Origin of the sequence: Nitratireductor sp. OM-1, from assembly GCF_003296175.1 — a bacterium.
Taxonomy (GTDB): Bacteria; Pseudomonadota; Alphaproteobacteria; order Rhizobiales; family Rhizobiaceae; genus Nitratireductor; species Nitratireductor aquimarinus.
Map to the genome: position 1 here is coordinate 2,848,522 of NZ_CP029208.1, position 19,023 is coordinate 2,867,544.

Annotated in this window: 18 protein-coding genes; 6 read left to right on the top strand and 12 right to left on the bottom strand. The window is 63.3% G+C overall.

The features are described from left to right. The 5 genes from DEJ54_RS13660 to DEJ54_RS13680 all read right to left on the bottom strand — a co-directional run bounded on the left by DEJ54_RS13660 (position 1) and on the right by DEJ54_RS13680 (position 4,727). A complete protein-coding gene (locus tag DEJ54_RS13660) occupies positions 1-1,029 on the bottom strand; it encodes a zinc-binding dehydrogenase (RefSeq protein ID WP_113156281.1) in 1,029 nt (342 codons plus the stop codon). Positions 1,030-1,232: 203 nt separating this feature from the next. Then, positions 1,233-2,453 carry a beta-ketoacyl-ACP synthase gene (locus tag DEJ54_RS13665; RefSeq protein ID WP_210344161.1) on the bottom strand — a complete coding sequence of 407 codons (1,221 nt, stop codon included), beginning with the start codon at positions 2,451-2,453 and terminating at the stop codon, positions 1,233-1,235. 113 nt (positions 2,454-2,566) lie between these two features. Next, on the bottom strand, positions 2,567-3,754 hold the full coding sequence (locus DEJ54_RS13670) for a beta-ketoacyl-ACP synthase (protein ID WP_113155053.1): 1,188 nt from the start codon (positions 3,752-3,754) through the stop codon (positions 2,567-2,569). A 36-nt stretch (positions 3,755-3,790) separates the two neighbouring features. Continuing rightward, positions 3,791-4,069, bottom strand: a complete 279-nt coding sequence (locus DEJ54_RS13675; protein ID WP_007009717.1) for an acyl carrier protein — start codon at positions 4,067-4,069, stop codon at positions 3,791-3,793. A 106-nt stretch (positions 4,070-4,175) separates the two neighbouring features. Beyond that, positions 4,176-4,727 (bottom strand): histidine phosphatase family protein, encoded by a 552-nt coding sequence (locus DEJ54_RS13680; protein WP_113155054.1) that lies wholly within the window; start codon positions 4,725-4,727, stop codon positions 4,176-4,178. Positions 4,728-4,975: 248 nt separating this feature from the next. On the opposite strand from DEJ54_RS13680, the gene DEJ54_RS13685 reads away from it, so the two are divergent. From DEJ54_RS13685 to DEJ54_RS13700, 4 genes are all read left to right on the top strand, one after another. Continuing rightward, complete coding sequence (locus DEJ54_RS13685) at positions 4,976-5,917, top strand: AEC family transporter (RefSeq protein WP_113155055.1); 942 nt, start codon at positions 4,976-4,978, stop codon at positions 5,915-5,917. Between the two features lie 68 nt (positions 5,918-5,985). After that, entirely contained in the window at positions 5,986-7,443 is a 1,458-nt protein-coding gene (locus tag DEJ54_RS13690) for an NAD-dependent succinate-semialdehyde dehydrogenase (RefSeq protein ID WP_113155056.1), read from the top strand. A 159-nt stretch (positions 7,444-7,602) separates the two neighbouring features. Next, positions 7,603-8,058: a FixH family protein gene (locus DEJ54_RS13695; RefSeq protein ID WP_245447562.1), complete on the top strand. Its 456-nt coding sequence runs from the start codon at positions 7,603-7,605 to the stop codon at positions 8,056-8,058. Positions 8,059-8,060: 2 nt separating this feature from the next. Continuing rightward, entirely contained in the window at positions 8,061-9,311 is a 1,251-nt protein-coding gene (locus tag DEJ54_RS13700) for a cytochrome-c peroxidase (RefSeq protein WP_371685891.1), read from the top strand. On the opposite strand, the gene DEJ54_RS13705 is transcribed toward DEJ54_RS13700, so the two are convergent. Next, on the bottom strand, positions 9,298-9,750 hold the full coding sequence (locus tag DEJ54_RS13705; protein WP_113155057.1) for an Lrp/AsnC family transcriptional regulator: 453 nt from the start codon (positions 9,748-9,750) through the stop codon (positions 9,298-9,300). The two genes, DEJ54_RS13700 and DEJ54_RS13705, sit on opposite strands and share 14 nt — an antisense overlap. Before the next feature lie 162 nt (positions 9,751-9,912). Here DEJ54_RS13705 and putA point away from each other — a divergent pair, with 162 nt between their 5' ends. Beyond that, on the top strand, positions 9,913-13,542 hold the full coding sequence (gene putA / locus DEJ54_RS13710; RefSeq protein ID WP_113155058.1) for a bifunctional proline dehydrogenase/L-glutamate gamma-semialdehyde dehydrogenase PutA: 3,630 nt from the start codon (positions 9,913-9,915) through the stop codon (positions 13,540-13,542). A gap of 79 nt (positions 13,543-13,621) precedes the next feature. On the opposite strand, the gene DEJ54_RS13715 is transcribed toward putA, so the two are convergent. From DEJ54_RS13715 to DEJ54_RS13740, 6 genes are read right to left on the bottom strand one after another with little or no spacing between them, the layout of a single operon-like run. Then, on the bottom strand, positions 13,622-14,545 hold the full coding sequence (locus tag DEJ54_RS13715; protein ID WP_113156284.1) for an energy transducer TonB: 924 nt from the start codon (positions 14,543-14,545) through the stop codon (positions 13,622-13,624). A gap of 14 nt (positions 14,546-14,559) precedes the next feature. Beyond that, positions 14,560-14,970: a biopolymer transporter ExbD gene (locus DEJ54_RS13720; protein ID WP_113155059.1), complete on the bottom strand. Its 411-nt coding sequence runs from the start codon at positions 14,968-14,970 to the stop codon at positions 14,560-14,562. Between the two features lie 5 nt (positions 14,971-14,975). Further along, positions 14,976-15,365 (bottom strand): biopolymer transporter ExbD, encoded by a 390-nt coding sequence (locus DEJ54_RS13725; protein ID WP_113155060.1) that lies wholly within the window; start codon positions 15,363-15,365, stop codon positions 14,976-14,978. Continuing rightward, on the bottom strand, positions 15,355-16,062 hold the full coding sequence (locus DEJ54_RS13730) for a MotA/TolQ/ExbB proton channel family protein (protein ID WP_113156285.1): 708 nt from the start codon (positions 16,060-16,062) through the stop codon (positions 15,355-15,357). The genes DEJ54_RS13725 and DEJ54_RS13730 overlap by 11 nt, the downstream gene beginning before the upstream one ends. A 32-nt stretch (positions 16,063-16,094) precedes the next feature. Then, positions 16,095-16,541, bottom strand: coding sequence for a hypothetical protein (locus DEJ54_RS13735; RefSeq protein ID WP_113155061.1), 447 nt, complete (start codon positions 16,539-16,541; stop codon positions 16,095-16,097). Between the two features lies 1 nt (position 16,542). Further along, positions 16,543-18,612: a TonB-dependent receptor domain-containing protein gene (locus DEJ54_RS13740; RefSeq protein WP_113155062.1), complete on the bottom strand. Its 2,070-nt coding sequence runs from the start codon at positions 18,610-18,612 to the stop codon at positions 16,543-16,545. Between the two features lie 247 nt (positions 18,613-18,859). Between DEJ54_RS13740 and hemP the strand changes: the two genes are divergently transcribed. Then, positions 18,860-19,018 carry a hemin uptake protein HemP gene (gene hemP / locus DEJ54_RS13745; RefSeq protein WP_222473968.1) on the top strand — a complete coding sequence of 53 codons (159 nt, stop codon included), beginning with the start codon at positions 18,860-18,862 and terminating at the stop codon, positions 19,016-19,018. Positions 19,019-19,023: the final 5 nt, after the last annotated feature.

Below are 19,023 nucleotides of genomic sequence, written 5' to 3' on the forward strand. Positions count from 1 at the left end.
TCAGTCGACGCGCAGGATGATCTTGCCGAACACGTCGCGGCCTTCCATGCGGGCAAGCGCCTTGTCGATGTCGTCGAAGCTCACTTCGGTGTCGATGACCGGCGAAGCCAGCCCGCGCGCCATCTTCTGCATGGCGTCGGCCATGTTTTCCATGCGGCAGCCGAAGGAACCGAAGATCTTGAGCTGCTGCTGGAAGAGCTGCATCAGGTTCATGTTGGTGGAGACGCCGGAGGTGGAGCCGCAGGTGACGAGACGGCCGCCGCGCTTCATGCACAGAAGCGAGCCTGCCCAGGTGTCTGCGCCCACATGCTCGAACACCACGTCGACGCCGCGCTTCTTCGTGATCTTGCGCACCACGCCCTCGAAACGGTCTTCGCGGTAGTTGATGACGTGATCCGCGCCGAGTGCGCGGGCTTTCTCCATCTTGTCGTCGGAGCCGACCGTGGTGATGACGGTGCAGCCCATGCTTTTGGCAAGCTGGATGGCGGCGGTGCCGATGCCGGAGCCGCCGGCCTGGACGAGGATCGTCTCGCCGGGCTCAAGCTTCGCATTGTCGAACAGCATGTGCTCGACCGTGCCGAAGGTGACGGGTGCGACGGCTGCGCCGATCTCGTCGACGCCGGGCGGCGCGGGGACGAGGAGGCGGGCCGGCAGGTTGATCTTTTCCTGCGCAAAACCATCGAGATGGAAGCCATGAACGCCGGAGACGTGCTCACACAGATTGTCACGGCCTTCGCGGCAGGGGCGGCAGAGGCCGCAGGTGCGCGCGCCGTAGATGGAGACGAGCTGGCCGGGGAGCAGGTTGCTCACGCCGGGGCCGACCGTCTCGACCACGCCGGAGGCTTCCGCACCGACCACGAGCGGCATCTTGCGCTTGGCGAACGCCATGCCGCGCCAGCCCCAGACATCGATGTGGTTGAGCGCGACGGCGCGGATCTTCAGCGTCACTTCTCCCTGTCCGGGAGCGGGGGGCGGCGCAAGATCGACGGTTTCAAGCTTGCGGTCGGCGACGAGTTGAAGTGCGCGCATCATGTCTTCCGATGTTCTGGCTGGTGGTCTGTTTCCGGCATTTGCGTTCGATCCATTTCGGGGATGAGCGCCAAGGCTGGAAAAAGGAAGGCCACCGGCAAGTTTGCGTTTCCGGCGGAACGATCAAATTCGGCGTTCGTGGAGCGCGACACACCGCGCAGACACCGAACGCCAAACGCATTCCACCGGTCTGAACCGGTCGATTAGACCGGTTCCCTGGCCATGACAAGGCAGGTGTTCTGTCCGCCGAAGCCGAACGAGTTGGAAAGCACGGTCGAAACCTGCGCCTCGCGCTTCACGTTCGGCACGACGTCGAGCTCGATGGCCGGGTCGGGCGTGTCGTAATTGATGGTCGGCGGAATGACGCCTTCGCGCATGGTCATGAGCGAGAAGACGGCTTCCACGGCGCCGGCGGCCGACAGGGTGTGGCCGATCATCGACTTGTTGGACGAGATGGGCAGCGTCTTCATGCGCTCGCCGAAAACGGTCGACAGAGACATGTGCTCCATCTTGTCGTTTTCCTGCGTCGAGGTGCCGTGCGCATTGATGTATTCGATGTCTTCCGTCGACATGCCGGCGTCAGCGAGCGCGGCGCGAACGGCGCCAATGGCCGGCGAACCGTCCGGCTTGGACCGGGTGCGGTGGAAATCGTCGGCCTTTTCGCCGCAGCCGCTCATGATGCCGAGGATCTCGGCGCCACGGGCAAGGGCGCTTTCGAGCGATTCCAGAACCAGTGCGCCTGCGCCCTCGGCCAGAACAAAGCCGCTGCGGTCCTTGGAGAAGGGGCGCGATGCCTTTTCGGGATCGTCGTTCTGGGTGGTGAGCGCGGAAAGGAGCGAGAAGCGGATAAGCGCTTCGGCTGTCGCCGAACCGTCTGCGCCAATGGCGAGCGCGCGGTCGCATTCGCCGCGACGGATCGCCTCCGTGCCGAGCTGAATGGCGGTCGCGCCCGAGGCGCAGGCCGTCGACAGGGTGATGGGCAGGCCGCGCGTGCCGTAACGTTCTGCAAGGCGGTCGGCGATGGTGCCGAACTGGCTTTCCTCGAAGAGTTCGGTGGCGTGCGCCTCGCGGGCGGCTTCGATCAGCGAGGTGTTGCCATTGTGCTCGCGGGCCTTGGCGTAGAGCGCCAGGCGGTGATGCCAGTCAAGCTCCACCGGGGGCGCTGCAAGGAACAGGGGGCCGCCGAAATCGGACGCGGGAAGGCCCGACTGCTCGATGGCTTCCGCCGCAACCAGATCGGCAAGCTCATGCGTATGGACGCTTGCGCCACGGGTGCTGGAGGACAGGAAGTCGACCATGCCGGAAATGGTGGTGGCGAGATGGTCGATGGGAAAGCGCGTGATGGGATGGATTCCGGAACGGCCATTGATCAGCGCATCCCAGTTTTCCGCACGCCCCTGGCCGAGAGAGGTGACAACGCCCATGCCGGTAACGGCGATAACGGGTCTTCCAAAGCTGTCGGTCGTTTTCACGTGATCGCTTTCTCTAAATCTTCCGGCTCATAAACTTACGGGCCCGGGCCTTCCCGACTGTCGGGTCAGGCTTTGGTGATGAGCCCCATGCCCTCATAGCAGTGATAGCCGACGGCCGTTGCCAGAACGGCGTCGAGGCTGCCATCGAATGCGGCTTCGCGCTGACCGTCAAATGCAGGGTAGGCCTGTCCGTGGTGAACGGCGAGCGCTGCAAGCGCCACGGCGAAGGGGAACTGCGCCTCCTTCATGTGGCCGGTGAGCGAGGAGAAACCGCGCAGCGCCATGTTCTCGCGGCTGCCAAAGGCTTCCAGCTCGGCAGCGGTTGCCTCATGCGCGCCCGATGCGCCCGAGAGCGCCATGAGCGGTGCGTCGGGCAGCTCGAGCCGGTCGATCATTTCGGAAACGCCTGCGGCAAGCGGCTCCGCCTTGCGGCGGCTGCGCCGGGAAACGACGGGGCCGATGGCGGCATAGGCCTTGCGGCCGCGCTTTTCGGCATGCTCGCGCGATTCCAGAACCAGGAAGGCCGCGCCGGAGCCGGTGACCACGCCGCCGCCTTCGCCATTGGCGCGCTGCCAGACCGGCGCCCAGTCACCACGGTGCAGAAAGCCGCCGAGCTCGTAGGCGAGCAGCATGTCGGAATGCTCGGTCTGGAAGGACGCGCCCACCAGAACGTGCGAGGACTGGCCGGAGCGGATGCGCGCCGCAGCCGTCTCGATGGCCGAAACGCCAGCGCCTTCCTCGCCCATGAAGGTGCGGGACGAGCCGGTCACCTTGTGGACGATGGAAATATTGCCGGCGGCCAGATTGGAAAGCTGCGCCAGGAACAGGGTCGGGCGCAGCTCGGTCGTGAGCTTTTCGTTGAGAAGCAGATCATGATCGCTGCGCTCGAGCGATGCGGCGAGAATGCCCTCATCCACGGTCTCGTCGCGCTCGCCGCCACCGGCGGCCACCACCATATCCATGGAGGCGCAGAGCGCCTCGTCACCCTTCATGTCGGCGTCATCGAGCGCCAGACCGGCTGCATAGGTGCCCAGGCGCTGCCAGGTCTCCATCTGCCGCTGATCGCCGCGGCGCGGGATCTGCTGGCCCCAGTCGATCTCGGGAAGGGGGTGGATGGTGTAGGGCGCGAAGCGCTCCTTATCGAGCACGGGAGCCGGCGTGCCGGCTGTCAGTGCCTGCCAGTGGGCGTCCGCGCCCTCGCCAAGCGAGGAAACGATGCCCATACCGGTGATAACTACGTCGCGCGGGCTCATGCCTGCCTCTTCAACGATGCGGTGTCGGAAATGCGATCAGCCGGCCTTGGCGGCCACGAGGTCGTCGATCTTGGCGCACAGGTTCTTCATGACGAAATACTCTTCCGTCGAAACCTTGCCGTCATTGACTTCCTGGGTCCACTTCTCGAGCGGAACCTTGATGCCGAATTCCTTGTCGATTGCGAACACGATGTCGAGGAAGTCCAGGCTGTCGATGCCAAGGTCGTCGATCGTGTGGCTCTCGGGGGTGATTTTCTCGCGGTCGATCTCGCTGGTCTCAGCGATGATGTCAGCAACCTTGTCGAATGTCGTCACTTGGGGCCCTCAGGTCTGGGGAGATTCTTTTACAATTGGATGATCGGGGGTCTCTAATCGGTTTTTCGCGGCAGGAAAAGGGCTAAGGCTCCGGGCGATGCCGGTATCAGTTGAATTTGATCCTTGCCGAAGCGTGCAGATTGTCGCCTCCGCGTGACAAAATAATGGCCTCGCCCTCACGCGCCTGACCACCGATCAGCGCCTGTATGATCTCAAGATGGGTGATCATGATCAGGTTTCCGGATCCGGTATATTCGTTGATTCGCTTCAGAATTTCAGCTTTCTGCTGTTCAAGCGCGGCATCGTCGGCCGGCAGGTCCAGCGCCTCGAAGATTTCGACAGGGCCGGTGCCGAAGGCCTGCGTGGCGGTGTCGCGGGCGCGGCAGTAGCGGCTGGTCAGCACCTTTTCGACCGGCGCGGCGCGGGCCTGGATCAGTGCGCCGATGCGGCGCGCCTGCAGGCGACCGCGCTCCGAGAGGTTGCGCTGCGTGCCACAGTTCTCGATATCGAAATTGGCCGGATCGCCATTGCCCGGTGCGATGGCATGCCGCATCAATACCACCTGACCGCCATTGCGCAACAGCGCCCAGCCGGCTTCCGTCGCCTGTGCTGGCAATACGCCGAGAAGAAGGGCGATGACGGCGAGCAATCGAAACATGTGGCAATCCTCAAAATATACTTCTTCTGAAGCATATAGGCATGTGGGGGCAGCTTGAAAGGTGCCTTGCCGTCGCTGCCCCGCCATGAGCCCCGGCGCATGGGGGCTGGGAGGCTGAGAGACTGGGAGGCTGAGAGACTGGGCGGCCGGGCGGCACGGAAGCGGGGAGGCACGCCTGCTGGGCCAGTTTCGCGCGCTGCTTGTCCAGTGGCTTTCCTTCCACCGGGGTTTGCGTCTAAACAGGCTGCATGTCGCCACTTGTCGAAACTGTTGCCTTCGTCTTCGGTCTCGTCGCTTTCGGCTATATCTCCGGGTGGACCGGTTTGCTGAAGACGGAGACCGGCGAAGCGTTGAGTGAGTTTGCCGTTACCATTGCGGTTCCGCTCTTGTTGTTTCGCACCATGGCGGGGGCGGAATTTGGCTCCAGCATCCCCTGGGCGCTCTGGATCACCTATTTCAGCGCCGTCGGCGTTGCCTGGGTCGCAGGGCACTTCACCATCATGCGGTTTTTCGGTCGCGATGCGCGTGTCGGCGTGGTGGCGGGCCTGTCCACCAGTTTCTCCAACCTTGTTCTGCTCGGCATTCCCTTCATGCTCGGTGTTTACGGGCAAGAGGGGTTCGAGGTGCTGTCGCTTATCGTGTCGATCCACCTGCCGGTGATGCTGGGGGCATCGATCCTTCTGTTCTCGCTGGTCGGGCGCAAGGGAACGGGCGCAATCGGTATTGCTCGCGAGTTCCTGACGAAGCTTTTCTCAAGTCCGCTGATCCTGGGCATCGTCGCGGGGCTTCTGTGGCGCTTCTCAGGGCTTGAAATGCCCGCCCTTGGCACGCGTTTCGTGGATGCGCTGGCCAATGTGGCGGGGCCGGTGGCGCTGTTTGCCATGGGGCTTGGCCTGAACCGGTTTGGCATTACGGGCGATGTGCGTCCGGCCATCGTGATCGCGGCGCTGAAACTTTTCCTCATGCCCGCCGTTGCCCTCGGTGTGGCGCTGGCGGTCGGACTGCCGGCCTTCAGTGCGCAGGTTGCGGTGGTGGCGGCAGCGCTCCCCTCCGGGGTGAACCCTTATCTGATCGCCTCGCGGTTCGGCACCGGACAGGCTCTGGCGTCGAACGCGATGACCATCGGCACGCTCTTTGCCGTATTTACGACGGCATTCTGGTTGTCAGTGGTCCACTGGACCTATCAATAGGGCCAGACAGCCCCTAGTCGCTGACGTCTGGACCATTAGGTTGCCGCGCGAAACAAAAGGAGAAGCAAATGCTTCAGAAAACAAATCATTTCCTGCGTCAGGCGAACTTCATCGACGGAGCCTGGGTCAACGCGGATTCGGGGCAGACCGTCGATGTCTTCAATCCGGCCAATGGCGAAAAGATCGGCACCGTGCCGCGTTCGGGCGCTGCAGAAACGCGCCGCGCCATCGAGGCTGCCGAAACGGCCTTCCATTCGTGGAAGAAGACCTCGGCGGCGCACCGCGCAACGCTGCTGCGCAGGCTGCATGACGCGATCATGGACAATCAGGACGCGCTGGCCGAACTGCTGACCATGGAGCAGGGCAAATCGTTTGCCGAGGCAAAGGGCGAGGTCGGCAGCTCGGCGGCCTATATTCTCTGGTATGCGGAAGAAGGCCGCCGGGTTTACGGCGATGTGGTGCCGTCGCCATGGGCAGACCGCCGCATTCTCGTGACCAAGGAGCCGGTGGGCGTCATTGGCGCGATCACGCCGTGGAACTTCCCGTCCTCCATGCTGGCGCGCAAGCTCGGTCCTGCGCTGGCGACGGGCTGCACCGCCGTGGCGAAGCCTGCTTCGCAGACCCCTTATTCGGGCCTTGCCTGGGGTGTTCTGTGCGAAGAAGCCGGTTTCCCGAAGGGCGTGGTGAACATTGTCACCGGTTCGGCTTCCGAGATTGGCGACGAGCTGTGCGAAAACCCGCTGGTGCGCAAGATCACCTTCACCGGCTCCACCGAGATCGGCAAGCTTCTGATCCAGAAGACGGCCGGCACGGTGAAGAAGGTTTCGATGGAACTCGGCGGCAATGCGCCGTTCATTGTGTTTGACGATGCGGATCTGGACCGCGCGGTCGAGGGCGCGATTGCCGCCAAATATCGCAATTCGGGCCAGACCTGCGTGTGCACCAACCGCTTCTTCGTGCAGGCCGGCATCTACGACAGGTTCGTGGAGAAGCTTTCGGCTGCTGCCGACAGGCTGAAGGTCGGCTCCGGCCTTGAGGAAGGCACGCAGCAGGGACCGCTGATCGACGAGAAGGCGGTCGAGAAGGTCGAGGAACTGATCGCCGACGCCACCGGCAAGGGCGGCAAGGTGACAGCCGGCGGCGCACGCCACGCGCTGGGCGGCTCGTTCTTCCAGCCGACCGTCATTTCCAACGCCAGCTCCGACATGCGTTTCATGCAGGAAGAGATCTTTGGCCCGGTGGCCCCGGTCTTCCGTTTCGAGACGGAGGAAGAGGCCATCAAGCTTGCCAATGACACGGTGTTCGGTCTGGCCTGCTACTTCTATACGGGCGATCTGGGCCGCGCCTTCCGCGTGATGGAAGGGCTAAAATACGGTCTGGTGGGCGTCAATGAAGGCATCATCACCACGGTGGAAGCGCCGTTTGGCGGCCTGAAAGAGTCCGGTATGGGCAAGGAAGGCGGCCATCAGGGCATCGAGGACTATCTCGACACCAAATATGTGTGCATCGGCGGCCTCGGCCTCTGAGCCACAATCGGCTGAAATTGAAAACCGGCGTCATCGACGCCGGTTTTTCTTTGCCCGTTTTTCTAGTGGGCGCATGGATGCGACAACCCGGTGGTGGAACTGCGGTCAGGGCGCGGGTTATGTAGTGGCCTGGCAATGCTGGTGAATCGGAGGGACGACATGGCGGCGCAACGCGCGAACGGAAAACAGCGCCTCATTCTTGCAGGTGTTGGACTGCTGGTGGCTTCTGTCGCCATCTATGCGGCATTCCGGCTGTTTGCCCCGCCGCCGCCCGAAATGGACACTGCCTACAACACCGTGAGCCGTGATGGTCTCTATCAGGTGATGTTCGAGCCGGAGATGCAGCCGGTTCCACTCAATGAGACCCATGACTGGGTGGTGGTGATCACCACGCCGGCGGGGGCTGCGGTCGAGGATGCGCAGATTTCCATCGATGGCGGCATGCCGGATCACGGTCATGGTCTGCCGACCGAGCCCGAGGCCAGCGAGAATCCGGGCGAGGGGCGCTACCGCGTGGAAGGCATGCGCTTCAACATGGGCGGGCATTGGGAAATCCGCATCGGCATAGACGCCGAACCCGGCCTCGACGAGGCGGTGTTCAATCTGGATCTGTGACGATGGGGATGGCGCGAGGCCTTTTCGTGTCGTTTGTCCTTGGCGGGCTTTTCGCGCTTGCCGGTTGCGATTCCTCCGAACTGAGCGAGGATGAGAAGGCAAAGATCGCGTCGCTTTCCATTGACGCGCTGGGGCCGTTGCCGCCATCACCCGGCAACCGGTTTGCCGATCATCCGCGTGCAGCGGCTTTCGGGCAGCTTCTGTTCTTCGAGGAGGGCCTGAGCGGCGAGGGGAATGTCTCCTGCGCCACTTGCCACATGCCCGATCTGCAGTTTCAGGATGGTTTGCCGCGCGGTGTCGCGGTGGGCGAAAGCGACCGGCGCACCATGCCGCTGGCGGGCACGGGGTGGAATGTCTGGCAGTTCTGGGACGGGCGGCGCGACAGTCTCTGGTCACAGGCGCTGGCGCCGCTGGAAGACCAGCGCGAGCATGCCGGCAACCGGACCGCCTTCGCACACTACGTCGCGGCGACATATCCGGACGGCTATGCAGAGGTTTTTGGCGCGCTGCCGGAACTCGATGGGCTGCCGGCCAATGCCAGCCCGCTTGGCAATGAGGCCGAGCGCGCGGCCTGGGCAGCGATGGGCGAGGACGAGCGTGATGCGGTGAACCGGGTGTTCGCCAATCTGGGCAAGGCAATCGGTGCGTTCGAACGCACGCTGCAACCGCCCGAAACCCGCTTTGACCGGTTTGCGCGCGCCGTGGCGGCGGGCGAAGTGGCAAAGGGCGACGCCGCCTTCAGCGATCTGGAGCAGGAGGGGCTGAGGCTGTTCATCGGCAAGGCGAACTGCCTCGAATGCCACAACGGCCCGCGTTTCACCGACGATCATTTCCACAATACCGGCGTTCCGCCCGTCGCAGGGCTGCCGGACGATCTGGGCCGCGCCAAAGGCATCGCCGATGTTCTGGCCGATCCCTTCAATTGTCTTGGACCCTACAGCGACGCCGCCCCCGAGGACTGCGAGGCGCTGCGCTTCATGCAGCGCGATGCGGCGGTGATGGAACGGGCCTACAAGACGCCGTCGCTGCGCGGGGCGGCCAGCAGACCGCCCTATATGCATGCGGGCCAGATCGACACGCTCGACGGGGTGATCGATCATTACAGCACTGCGCCGGAGGCTGTTTCCGGGGAAAGCGAGATTCGCGGCGTGGTGTTCACCGACCGTGGACGGCGGGCGCTCATCGCGTTCCTGAAGACGCTCGACGTTGAACCCGGCAGCGAGCCGATCAGCGGTCCCCCTAGCGATCCTTGACCGTCTCCATCGTCACGAAGGTGGATGTGCGCGCCACATGGGGCAGGGCGGAAATGCGCTCGCCCAGAATCTTGCGGTAGCTGGAAATGTCGCGCGTGCGCACCTTGAGCAGATAGTCGAAACCGGCTGCCGTCATGTGGCACTGCTCGATTTCGGGAACCGCGAGAACGGCCTTGTTGAAGGCGGCAAGCGCCGATGAGCGGGTGTCTTCCAGCTCCACCTGAACGAAGGCGATGTGACCCTCGCCGATACGCGCCCGGTCGATGATGGCCGAGTAGCCACGGATGTAACCATCCTTCTCAAGCCGGCGTAAGCGCGCCTGAACCGGGGTCTTGGAGAGCCCGACCCGGCGGGCCAGTTCCGCGATGGACAGGCGGCCATCCTTGGTCAGCGCGTCCAGTATGTTGCGGTCGATGCGGTCCACACGTTCTGTTGACATGGGAATTCCGTCCCTATGGGTGTTCTTGCTGCGATCAACATAGTCCATTTGGCTTGTCGACGGCAACTAATCAGCCCGATTGGCTGTTTTTGTTATGCTATGATCGCCCGAATGGCGGCGATGGGAGCGCCGCGAAGACCTTTCCAGCCATCTGAGGATGTTATGCAGAACAAAGCGCCCGCAAACTTGCGAGAGGACATCAGAGCCCATTATCTGGCCGATGAGGCCGAGGCTCTGCGCAGGCTGATCGAGCTTTCCGGACTGTCGCGGGAGGACCGCCAGCAGATTTCGAAGCGCGCGGCCGATCTCGTGCGCAATGTGCGCGCATCGAGCGACATGGACCTGATGGAGGCTTTCCTCTCCGAATACGGTCTTTCCACCGAGGAAGGCGTTGCGCTGATGTGTCTGGCCGAGGCGCTGTTGCGCGTGCCGGATACGGAGACGATGGACGATCTGATCCGCGACAAGATCGCGCCGCATGACTGGTCGGCGCATTCGGGCGAATCCGCCTCGATCTTCGTGAACGCGTCCACCTGGGCGCTGATGCTGACGGGCCGGGTGCTGGACGATGAAGGGCAGGGCGTGGAAGCCACGCTGCGCGGGCTGGTGCGCCGCATGGGCGAACCGGTGATCCGCCGCGCCGTGTCGCGCGCCATGCGTGAGATGGGCGAGCAGTTCGTTCTGGGCCGCACCATCGACGAGGCGCTGAAGCGCGGCAAGTCGATGGAAGAGAAGGGCTACACCTACTCGTTCGACATGCTGGGCGAGGCGGCCCGCACCGAGGCCGACGCGCTGCGCTACCTCAAGGCCTATGGCGACGCCATCGCATCGCTGAAGCGTTTTTCCAACCGTGACGACATTCGCGCCAATCCGGGCATTTCGGTCAAGCTTTCCGCGCTGCACCCGCGCTATGAGGCGACGCAGAAGGAACATATGCTGCCGGTCATGGTGGAGCGGCTGAAGAGCCTTGCGCTCGCCGCCCGTGACGCCCGCATGGGGCTGAACATCGATGCCGAAGAGGCGGACCGCCTCGACCTCTCGCTGGACGTGATCGAAGCCGTTCTGTCCGATCCGGATCTGGCCGGCTGGGACGGATTCGGCGTGGTTGTCCAGGCATTCGGGCAGCGCGCGCCCTTTGTCATCGACTGGCTGAACGACCTTGCAACACGGCTTGACCGCCGCATCATGGTGCGGCTGGTGAAGGGCGCTTACTGGGACACGGAAATCAAGCGCGCGCAGGTGCTCGGGCTTGACGGTTTCCCGGTTTTCACCCGCAAGTCGAACACGGATGTGAGCTATATCGCCTGTGCGCGCAAGCTGCTGGGCATGACGGACCGCATCTATCCGCAGTTCGCCACCCACAATGCGCACACGGCGGCGGCGATCCTCGCCATGGCCACGGACAAGAGCGCGTTTGAGTTTCAGCGCCTGCACGGCATGGGCGAAGCGCTGCACGAGGCCGTGCGCAAGAGCGAGGGCACGCGGTGCCGCATTTATGCGCCGGTCGGTGCGCATCAGGATCTGCTGGCCTATCTGGTCCGCCGCCTTCTGGAAAATGGTGCGAACTCCTCCTTCGTTCATCAGATCGTCGATACCGATGTGAGCGCGGAAGAGATCGCAGCCGATCCGTTCGCCGCAGTCGAGGCGGAAGCCGAGGCGGCGAATACGGCAATTCGCCGTCCTTCGGAGATCTTTGGCGCAGGACGCCGGAATGCGAAGGGCTGGGACGTGACCGATCCGGTCACCATGGCCGAACTCGACGCGGGCCGTGCGCCCTTTGCCGCGCCGCACCGGTGGGACGCCGCGTCCATCACCCGCGCCATTACCCGAGCCAGGGGGGGCAAGGGCGAAACGCGCGATGTCATCAATCCGGCGAAGCTCGGCGAGATCGTCGGCTCGGTGCAGGATGCGACCAGCGAACAGGCTGCGACGGCGGTGGAGATCAGCCTGAAGGCGCAGCCCGCCTGGGCCAAAACGCCGGTGGCCGAGCGCGGCGCGATCCTGCGCCGGGTTGCCGATCTTTATGAAGAGCATGCCGCCGAGTTCTTCGCGCTTGCCAACCGGGAGGCCGGAAAATCGCTTGCCGATGGCGTTGCCGAGGTGCGCGAAGCGGTCGACTTCCTGCGCTATTATGCGCGTGAAGCGGCACATGTGGAGAAGGACACGGATGCGCGTGGCGTCATCGTGTGTATTTCGCCCTGGAACTTCCCGCTTGCTATTTTCACGGGCCAGGTCGCAGCCGCGCTGGTGACGGGCAATGCCGTTGTCGCCAAACCCGCAGAGCAGACATCGCTGATCGCGGCGCGCGCCGTGGCGATGATGCACGAAGCCGGTGTGCCGGCGGATGCGCTGCAGCTTCTGATCGGCGATGGCCCGACCGTGGGCGGGCCGTTGACGGCTGATCCGCGCATTGCAGGTGTGTGCTTCACCGGCTCGACGGAAGTGGCGCGTCTGATCGAGCGCCAGCTTTCTGCCAATGCCGGACCGGAGGCGATGCTGATCGCCGAAACGGGCGGTCTCAACGCCATGATCGTCGATTCCACCGCGCTGCCGGAGCAGGCGGTGCGCGACATCGTGGCCTCCGCATTCCAGAGTGCGGGACAGCGCTGCTCGGCGCTGCGCATGCTCTATGTCCAGAAGGATGTGGAGGACCGGGTTCTGGAAATGCTCAAGGGCGCGATGCAGGCGCTCAGCATCGGCGATCCGTGGGACGTGTCGACGGATGTTGGGCCGGTGATCGATGACGAAGCGCTTCAGACCATTGGCGGCTATGCGCAGCAGATGACGAGCAAGGGCCGGCTGATCGCGGCGCTGGATGTGCCGACTGGCGGGCGTTACGTGGCGCCGGCGGCATTCAAGGTGTCGGGCATCGGCGAAATGGAGCGCGAGATCTTCGGGCCGATCCTGCATGTGGCCACCTTCGACGCAGAAGACATCGACAAGGTGATTTCCGAAGTCAACGCAAAGGGTTATGGCCTGACCTTCGGGCTTCACACACGCATCGATGCGCGTGCGCAGCATGTTGTGGACCGGGTTCATGCGGGCAATATCTATGTGAACCGCAACCAGATCGGTGCGGTTGTCGGCTCCCAGCCATTTGGTGGTGAAGGACTTTCGGGCACCGGTCCCAAGGCTGGCGGCCCGCACTATCTGCGCCGTTTCCGCCGTGGTTCGGAAGGCGCGGGCGCCGCACCAGAGGGGGCCGTTCTCTCTTCCGGCACGCTGGACAGGTTGATGCCGGCAGTGGACGGCAAGTGGGCTGCGCGTGCGGACCGTCTGCCGGCGCTGCGCAAGATCCTGCGCGGGCAGGCGCAGGCGGCCATGGCGGCTGCCGCCGCGCTCGATCAGGGGCCGGTGGATCTGCCCGGACCGACCGGTGAGGCCAACTCGCTGATGCTGACGCCGCGCGGACGCGCGCTCTGCCTCGGCGCTGATGAAGACACGCTGATGGCGCAGGTCGTGCAGGCGCTGGCCACGGGCAATGCGGTTCTGGCCGTTCATCCCGAGGCGCGTCGCATCCTGAAGCCGCTGCTTGGTCAGGGGCTTCCGGTTGAAGCCGCAGACGGTGTGGCAGCGCCCGAAGCGCTGGGCGCGCTGAGGCTCGACCTGGTGGCGGCCAGCGGTGATGCTGCATGGCTGAAGAGCCTGCGCGGCGCGCTTGCCGGCCGGGACGGGGCCATCGTGCCGCTGGTGATCGAGCCGATCTATCCAGCAGCCTATGCCCATGAACGCGCCATCTGCGTCGACACGACGGCGGCGGGCGGCAATGCGAGCCTTCTGGCTTCGGTCTAACGGAAACACAGTTCAGGCGATTGTGCCTGATGCAGAATGAAAAACGGGCGGAGAGAAACCTCCGCCCGTTTTTATGCTCTCAAAGGTTGTATTCGATCGGTATGCTGAATGTCATGCTTGAACGGCCTGCGCTATCCGGAATTCTCGGGAAGGGGGCGGCGCGGCGCACGGTGTCGACAGCCGCCTGATCAAGTATCTCCGAGCCGGAGCTGCGAACGATGCGTATGGCGCTGACCGATCCATTGCGCGCAATGGTGAAGCGGACATGAGCTTCGCCCTTCAGCCGCAGACGCCGGGCTGCTCGTGAACGGCGCTTCGCCCTTTCAAGTTTAACTTGCACCTTGCCTTTATAATTGGAAAACCATGCATTGCCGCTCTGGGAAGCCCGGGCGGTCTTGCGGCCCACGGTCGCCTTCCGGGCGTTCTCGCGGCCGGATGCGGTGCCGCGGCGTGCATCCTGCTGGTCTTTTCCTCTTGAGCCGGCCTGACGCTTCTTCGGCGGTGCGGCTTTCGCCACCTTCTGCCTGCGTTCTACCTTGGGTTTGGGAGGCGGTGTGTAGGCGGGCCGGGGGGTGGGAACCGGTATTTCGGCGAGGGCTGCCACGACCTGCGCGTTTTCGACCGGTTCGACAATTTCTTCAGCGGTCTCGGCCTCTGGGGCCTGCTCGACGGGCTCCTCTGCCTCCACCGGCTGCACCGGAGATTCTTCGCTGACGCTTTCCACGGTGGCGGCGCTCGCCGCCTCAACCGCAGTCTCGGTCACGATTTCAGCCACGCTTTCCGGCTGAACCGTTTCGGTTGCCGTTTCCGTTAAGGGCTCGGCCTCATCAATGGCTTCACCGGCCGACAGCATGTCGGCAAAGGCATTGCCGGCAAGGGCGATCTCTGTCACGCCGCCACCGGCAATCTCGATATCGGGGGTGCGCTCCATCACGTAGATGGCCGCGCCGGCATGCACTGCCAACGAGACCGCGAGTGCTGCAGCCCATTTCCATGCCCGCATCTTCGCCCGCATCTTCATTGCGGCACACGTTCGGTGATGATGCTGATCCGGCTTGCGCCGGCGGCTTTCAGCGCGCCGACAATGTCGACCAGCTTGGCAGCCGGCAGTTCGCGGTCGGCGGCGACCTTGATTTCAAGCTCGCGGGCGGCTGTTTCGCCGAGCGTGTCGACACGCTCAAGCATGAAGCTCTGCGCATCCGTGGTGGTTCCACGCAGGCGCATTTCGCCCTCACTGGTGACGAAAAGGGCGTCCGGTGGCTGAGACTGATCCGCCTCGATGGTGGAAATCAGGCTGACATCATTGTCGAGCGGCGGGGTGAGGGTGCCGGCGACAAGAAAGAAGATCAGCATCAGGAAGACGATGTTGATCAGGGCAATCGTGCTTTCCCGCTGACGTGTCTGTGTGGGACGGGCAAGGCGCAGCATGGGGATTACCTCGCGACGGAAAGATTAAGTTGCGTGTTGCGGCGGATGCGCTCGACGGCGCTGACGAGGTCCTGCGACGTTAATTCGCCCCGAACGAGCAGAACGGCGGTCTCTGCGCCGGCTACCTGCAGGCGCGCAAGCTCGAGGATGGCGGCATCCTCGGCCAGTGTCTGGCCATTGATGCGCCAGCCGGCCGGATCGTCCACGCGGATCAGCACGTCCGGCGGCTTGCCGCCGGCAGACGCCGAAGCCGGTCCGCCTGAAATCTCGACCTTGGCGAAGCGCGTGAAGGTGGAGGTCAGCATGAAGAACAGAAGCAGCAGGAAGATCACATCGATCAGCGATGTGAGCGAAAGCGGCTTTCGCTTCCTGACCCTGATTGCGTCAATGCGCATGGCCTTCACCCGTCACGAGCCTCGGCGTGCTGGCGCTGACCGGCGTGGCTCCGGCTTCCGCTGCCTCGATTGAAGCGTGCGAAAGCACGGTGGCGGTCATGGTTTCGATGGCAACGCGCTCGTTTTCGATGCGGGTTTCAAACCAGGTGAGCACCAGCGAGACCGGCATGGCGACGGCAAGGCCGCAGGCCGTTGTCAGAAGGGCCACCCAGATGCCGCCTGCAAGCAGGGACGGATCGACCGAATTGCCCGCTTCCTGAAGCTTCTGGAACGCCTCGATCATGCCGAGAACGGTGCCGAACAGGCCAAGAAGCGGGGCAACCTGGGCAATGGCGTCCAGCGCGCGGAAGCCGCGTTGCAGATCATGCAGGCGGCCAAGCGCCAGACGGCTCACCTCATCCTCAATGGCGCTTTTGTCGGCTTTGGCCGCAGAGAGGCGCATGGTGGTGGAGAGCGTTTCCTCCAGCGGTGAACGGGCATTGGCGAGCATGGCCCGCGCCTCGCCCTGATTGTGGTGGAACCAGGCGTGAAGCGCCCGGTTGGACCGTCCATGCCGCCCCACGCGCTCGCGCTGGAACTGAAGGAATTTCAGAAGGATCATCGCCAGGGCGAAGACCGAGAGCACGAGCAGGATGGCAACGACAGGGCCGCCCAGCTTGAGAAAGGAGCCGATGGAGTTGATGACGCCGTCGAACATGTTTGGCATTCCCGTGGTGTCGCAGTTTCTGGTTATTTGCCGAAGGTGACGGAGCTGCGGCTCGTCGCGTTCAGTCTGGCGATGCAGTCGCCCGCCTGAACGCCGTCACCCTCACAGGCGTCGGCATCGTTGATCAGGACGCGACCGATGGCGTCGCAATCGGTATCGGCCAGATCGAAGCGGCTGACTTTTGTCTTCTCGTCCGGAAGGTCCTTGAATTCGAGCTTCATAAGCCGTTCGACAAGGCCCTGCCTGTTGAAAAGCGCAATCTCGTAGACGGTCCTTGTGACGTCGCTGCCAAGGCTGTTCTTCACCACGAAGGTTATCCGGCACCCTTTGTCGCTCTTATCAAGCGCATTGAGTTCGAGGTCGATCATGCCTTGAGGAGCGTTTTCGGCCAGGGCCGGACTGCCGCCTGCCGCCGCCAGCAAAAGGCTGGCGGCGAGGAAACGGGCGGAGACGGATAATCGTGATGGCATTCTATCCTCCAAAACGCACGGTCGCGCCGAGCTTTACGGTCAGGCCGGGCTGCGCGAAGACGCCATCGGATGTGTCGACGATGGGCAGCACGTATCTCTTATCGAAAAGATTATCGACGCGGAAATCAAACCGAAGATTCTCGGTAGGCTGATAGTTCGCGTAGAGATTGACCAGCGTGTAGTCCTTGGCAAAGGAGGAGCCGCTGGGCGCCTTGTTGAACTGGACTTCACCACCCAGCGTCAGGCGACGCTCCAGAAAGCGCATGCCGCCATCCACCGTGACGCTGGCTGACGGAATGGTGGTGAGATCCTTGCGCACACCGCTGCGGTCGGTCTGGTGGCCGTCGATGATGGAGGCGCTGAGGCCCGCGAAATAACGCCCTGCATCATAGCGGCTCTCAAGCTCGAAGCCCTGAATTCTGGCCGAATACATGTTCTGGTACTGGGCGCACATGGTGTGGCCGAGGCTGACGCATTCGCTGCCCGGCGACGCCGGGAAGGTGGGGATGGTGATGTAATCCTTGATGTCGTTGTGGAAATAGGCCGCCTTGAGACGCAGCGTGTCATCGGCCTGAATGAGCCCGTCAGCCTTGTAGTTGACGCCGGCTTCCCAGGTTTTGCCGGTTTCCGGCTTCAGGTCCGGATTGGGCAGGAAGGCGAAGCTGAAGCCGGGGAAGGAATGTCCGCCGGTGATATAGGCTTCGGATGTGTTGGGCGCGCGGTAGCCCTCGGCATAGGAGCCGTAGACCTGAAGGCCGGAGAGTGCGCCTTCGCTGAAGGGCGAGACGCCGACGCTGAGGCGCGGCGAGAAACGGTCGCCAGAACTCTTGCCTGCCCCTTCCAGTTCGTAGGAATCGTAGCGCAGCCCGGCGACGATCTCGAGCCAGTCATAGGTGATCTTGTCCTGAACATAGGCGCCCCAGACAGAGCGTGTGCCGGTGGGGTTGTAGGTGTCGGCGGCCCCGCTGCCGGTCTTCGAGGTGAAGTCGTCATAAACCCAGTCGCCGCCGACCGTCAGCTCGTGGGCGAACAGACCGGTCTCGAAATAGGAGGTGTTCCAGATGTCGAGGCTGCTCGTGCGCAGGTCGTAGCCGGTTGTGCCGGGGCGTGTGCCGGTATCGGTCTGGCGCAGGTCGAGATTGTTGATCGCGCCCTTGATGTTGAGGTTCACCCACTTTTCCTCGGCGTCGGAGATCTTGAACTCTCCGGTGAACATGTCGCTGTCGAGGCGGTAGTCGCGGGTTGCCCTGGAGGACCACTCGTCGCGCGAACCGGTCCAGCCAAGCGTCAGCTCGCTGTTCTCCGTTGGCTTGATGGTGCCCTTGAGGTGGCCGGACAGCACGTCGAAACCGGAATTGCCGACGCGCACGCCGCCGCCATCCTTGTAGTCGCCATAGTCGCGCCAGACGATGTTGCCGAGAATGGAGGCGGCGTCATTGAAGCGGTATGCGCCGACGGCGCTGGTCGTCCAGCCGGAGCCGTTTGATTCGTAGCGGCCGGTCAGCGACAGGGCGTAATTCTCGTCGTCGCGCAGGAAGTCTTCGGCCCTTTTTGTCTCGAAATAGACCACGCCGCCGATGGCGCCGGAGCCGAATGTGTTGGCGCTGGGGCCACGGATCACGTCGACCTGCTGCACCAGTTCCGGGTCCAGCCAGAACATGCGGGCGACCTCGTGGCCGGCCTTGTGGAAGTTCTGGCGCGCGCCATCGACGATGACCGCGACACGGCCGGCATCCTGCAGGCCGCGCATGTTGATGTTGCTGACGGCGGGGCGGCCGTTCGAATAGACCTTGATGCCCGGAACGCCGAAGAAGATGTCGTTGGCATTGCTGGCCATGCGGCGCTCAAGCTCTTCACCGCTGATCTGGCTGACCGAGGCGAGCGTGTCGAGCGCGCTGTCGCCGGTGCGGCTGACCACGGTGATGCGGTCGAGAAGCGTGACGCTGCCAGCAGCGTCCGCCATCATCATGGAAGGGGCTTCCTGCGCCATCGCGCCCATGCTCAGCGCCAGCGTCACGATGGAGGTTCCGCACAACAGGCCGAGCCGTCCGTTTAAACTGTTATCCTGCATTCCCGCCTTCTCCAGAAAACAAACTCAACGGGCCGACTGGCACTGGCTTGTCGACGGTTAACCGGCTAGGAAATTTATCTTGATAATTTCACTCCGGTATTGCGGTGGCTATAAAATATGATAATAAAAGTCAAGAAAGCGGAGGGGCGAATTTTTCACCGTGATGCGAGCCGTCGCAAGCACATTCAAAAAGGAGGTTTTTCCAATGAAGACCTATTTGTCGATCGACCCGCAGGGGCAGGCGGATATGCAGCATCTGGCCGCCAGACATGGAACCGTTACACCTGACCGTACGATCTCGAGCGTCGATCTGTTCGGCGGTCGCCGTGAAATCGGCATCGAGCACCACGGTGCCTATTACCGGCTGAAGATCACCCGACAGGGAAAGCTAATTCTCAACAAGTAGGTTTA

Coding starts and splice junctions, on each gene's coding strand:
- DEJ54_RS13730 (WP_113156285.1), bottom strand. CDS start 16,062: ATGTTCGACGGCGTCATCAACTCCATCGGCTCCTTTCTCAAGCTGGGC.
- DEJ54_RS13680 (WP_113155054.1), bottom strand. CDS start 4,727: ATGTTTCGATTGCTCGCCGTCATCGCCCTTCTTCTCGGCGTATTGCCA.
- DEJ54_RS13665 (WP_210344161.1), bottom strand. CDS start 2,453: ATGGGCGTTGTCACCTCTCTCGGCCAGGGGCGTGCGGAAAACTGGGAT.
- DEJ54_RS13720 (WP_113155059.1), bottom strand. CDS start 14,970: ATGCTGCGCCTTGCCCGTCCCACACAGACACGTCAGCGGGAAAGCACG.
- DEJ54_RS13705 (WP_113155057.1), bottom strand. CDS start 9,750: ATGTCAACAGAACGTGTGGACCGCATCGACCGCAACATACTGGACGCG.
- putA (WP_113155058.1), top strand. CDS start 9,913: ATGCAGAACAAAGCGCCCGCAAACTTGCGAGAGGACATCAGAGCCCAT.
- DEJ54_RS13685 (WP_113155055.1), top strand. CDS start 4,976: ATGTCGCCACTTGTCGAAACTGTTGCCTTCGTCTTCGGTCTCGTCGCT.
- DEJ54_RS13660 (WP_113156281.1), bottom strand. CDS start 1,029: ATGCGCGCACTTCAACTCGTCGCCGACCGCAAGCTTGAAACCGTCGAT.
- DEJ54_RS13695 (WP_245447562.1), top strand. CDS start 7,603: ATGGCGGCGCAACGCGCGAACGGAAAACAGCGCCTCATTCTTGCAGGT.
- DEJ54_RS13740 (WP_113155062.1), bottom strand. CDS start 18,612: ATGCAGGATAACAGTTTAAACGGACGGCTCGGCCTGTTGTGCGGAACC.
- DEJ54_RS13700 (WP_371685891.1), top strand. CDS start 8,061: ATGGGGATGGCGCGAGGCCTTTTCGTGTCGTTTGTCCTTGGCGGGCTT.
- DEJ54_RS13725 (WP_113155060.1), bottom strand. CDS start 15,365: ATGCGCATTGACGCAATCAGGGTCAGGAAGCGAAAGCCGCTTTCGCTC.
- DEJ54_RS13715 (WP_113156284.1), bottom strand. CDS start 14,545: ATGCGGGCATGGAAATGGGCTGCAGCACTCGCGGTCTCGTTGGCAGTG.
- DEJ54_RS13670 (WP_113155053.1), bottom strand. CDS start 3,754: ATGAGCCCGCGCGACGTAGTTATCACCGGTATGGGCATCGTTTCCTCG.
- DEJ54_RS13735 (WP_113155061.1), bottom strand. CDS start 16,541: ATGCCATCACGATTATCCGTCTCCGCCCGTTTCCTCGCCGCCAGCCTT.
- DEJ54_RS13690 (WP_113155056.1), top strand. CDS start 5,986: ATGCTTCAGAAAACAAATCATTTCCTGCGTCAGGCGAACTTCATCGAC.
- hemP (WP_222473968.1), top strand. CDS start 18,860: ATGCAGCATCTGGCCGCCAGACATGGAACCGTTACACCTGACCGTACG.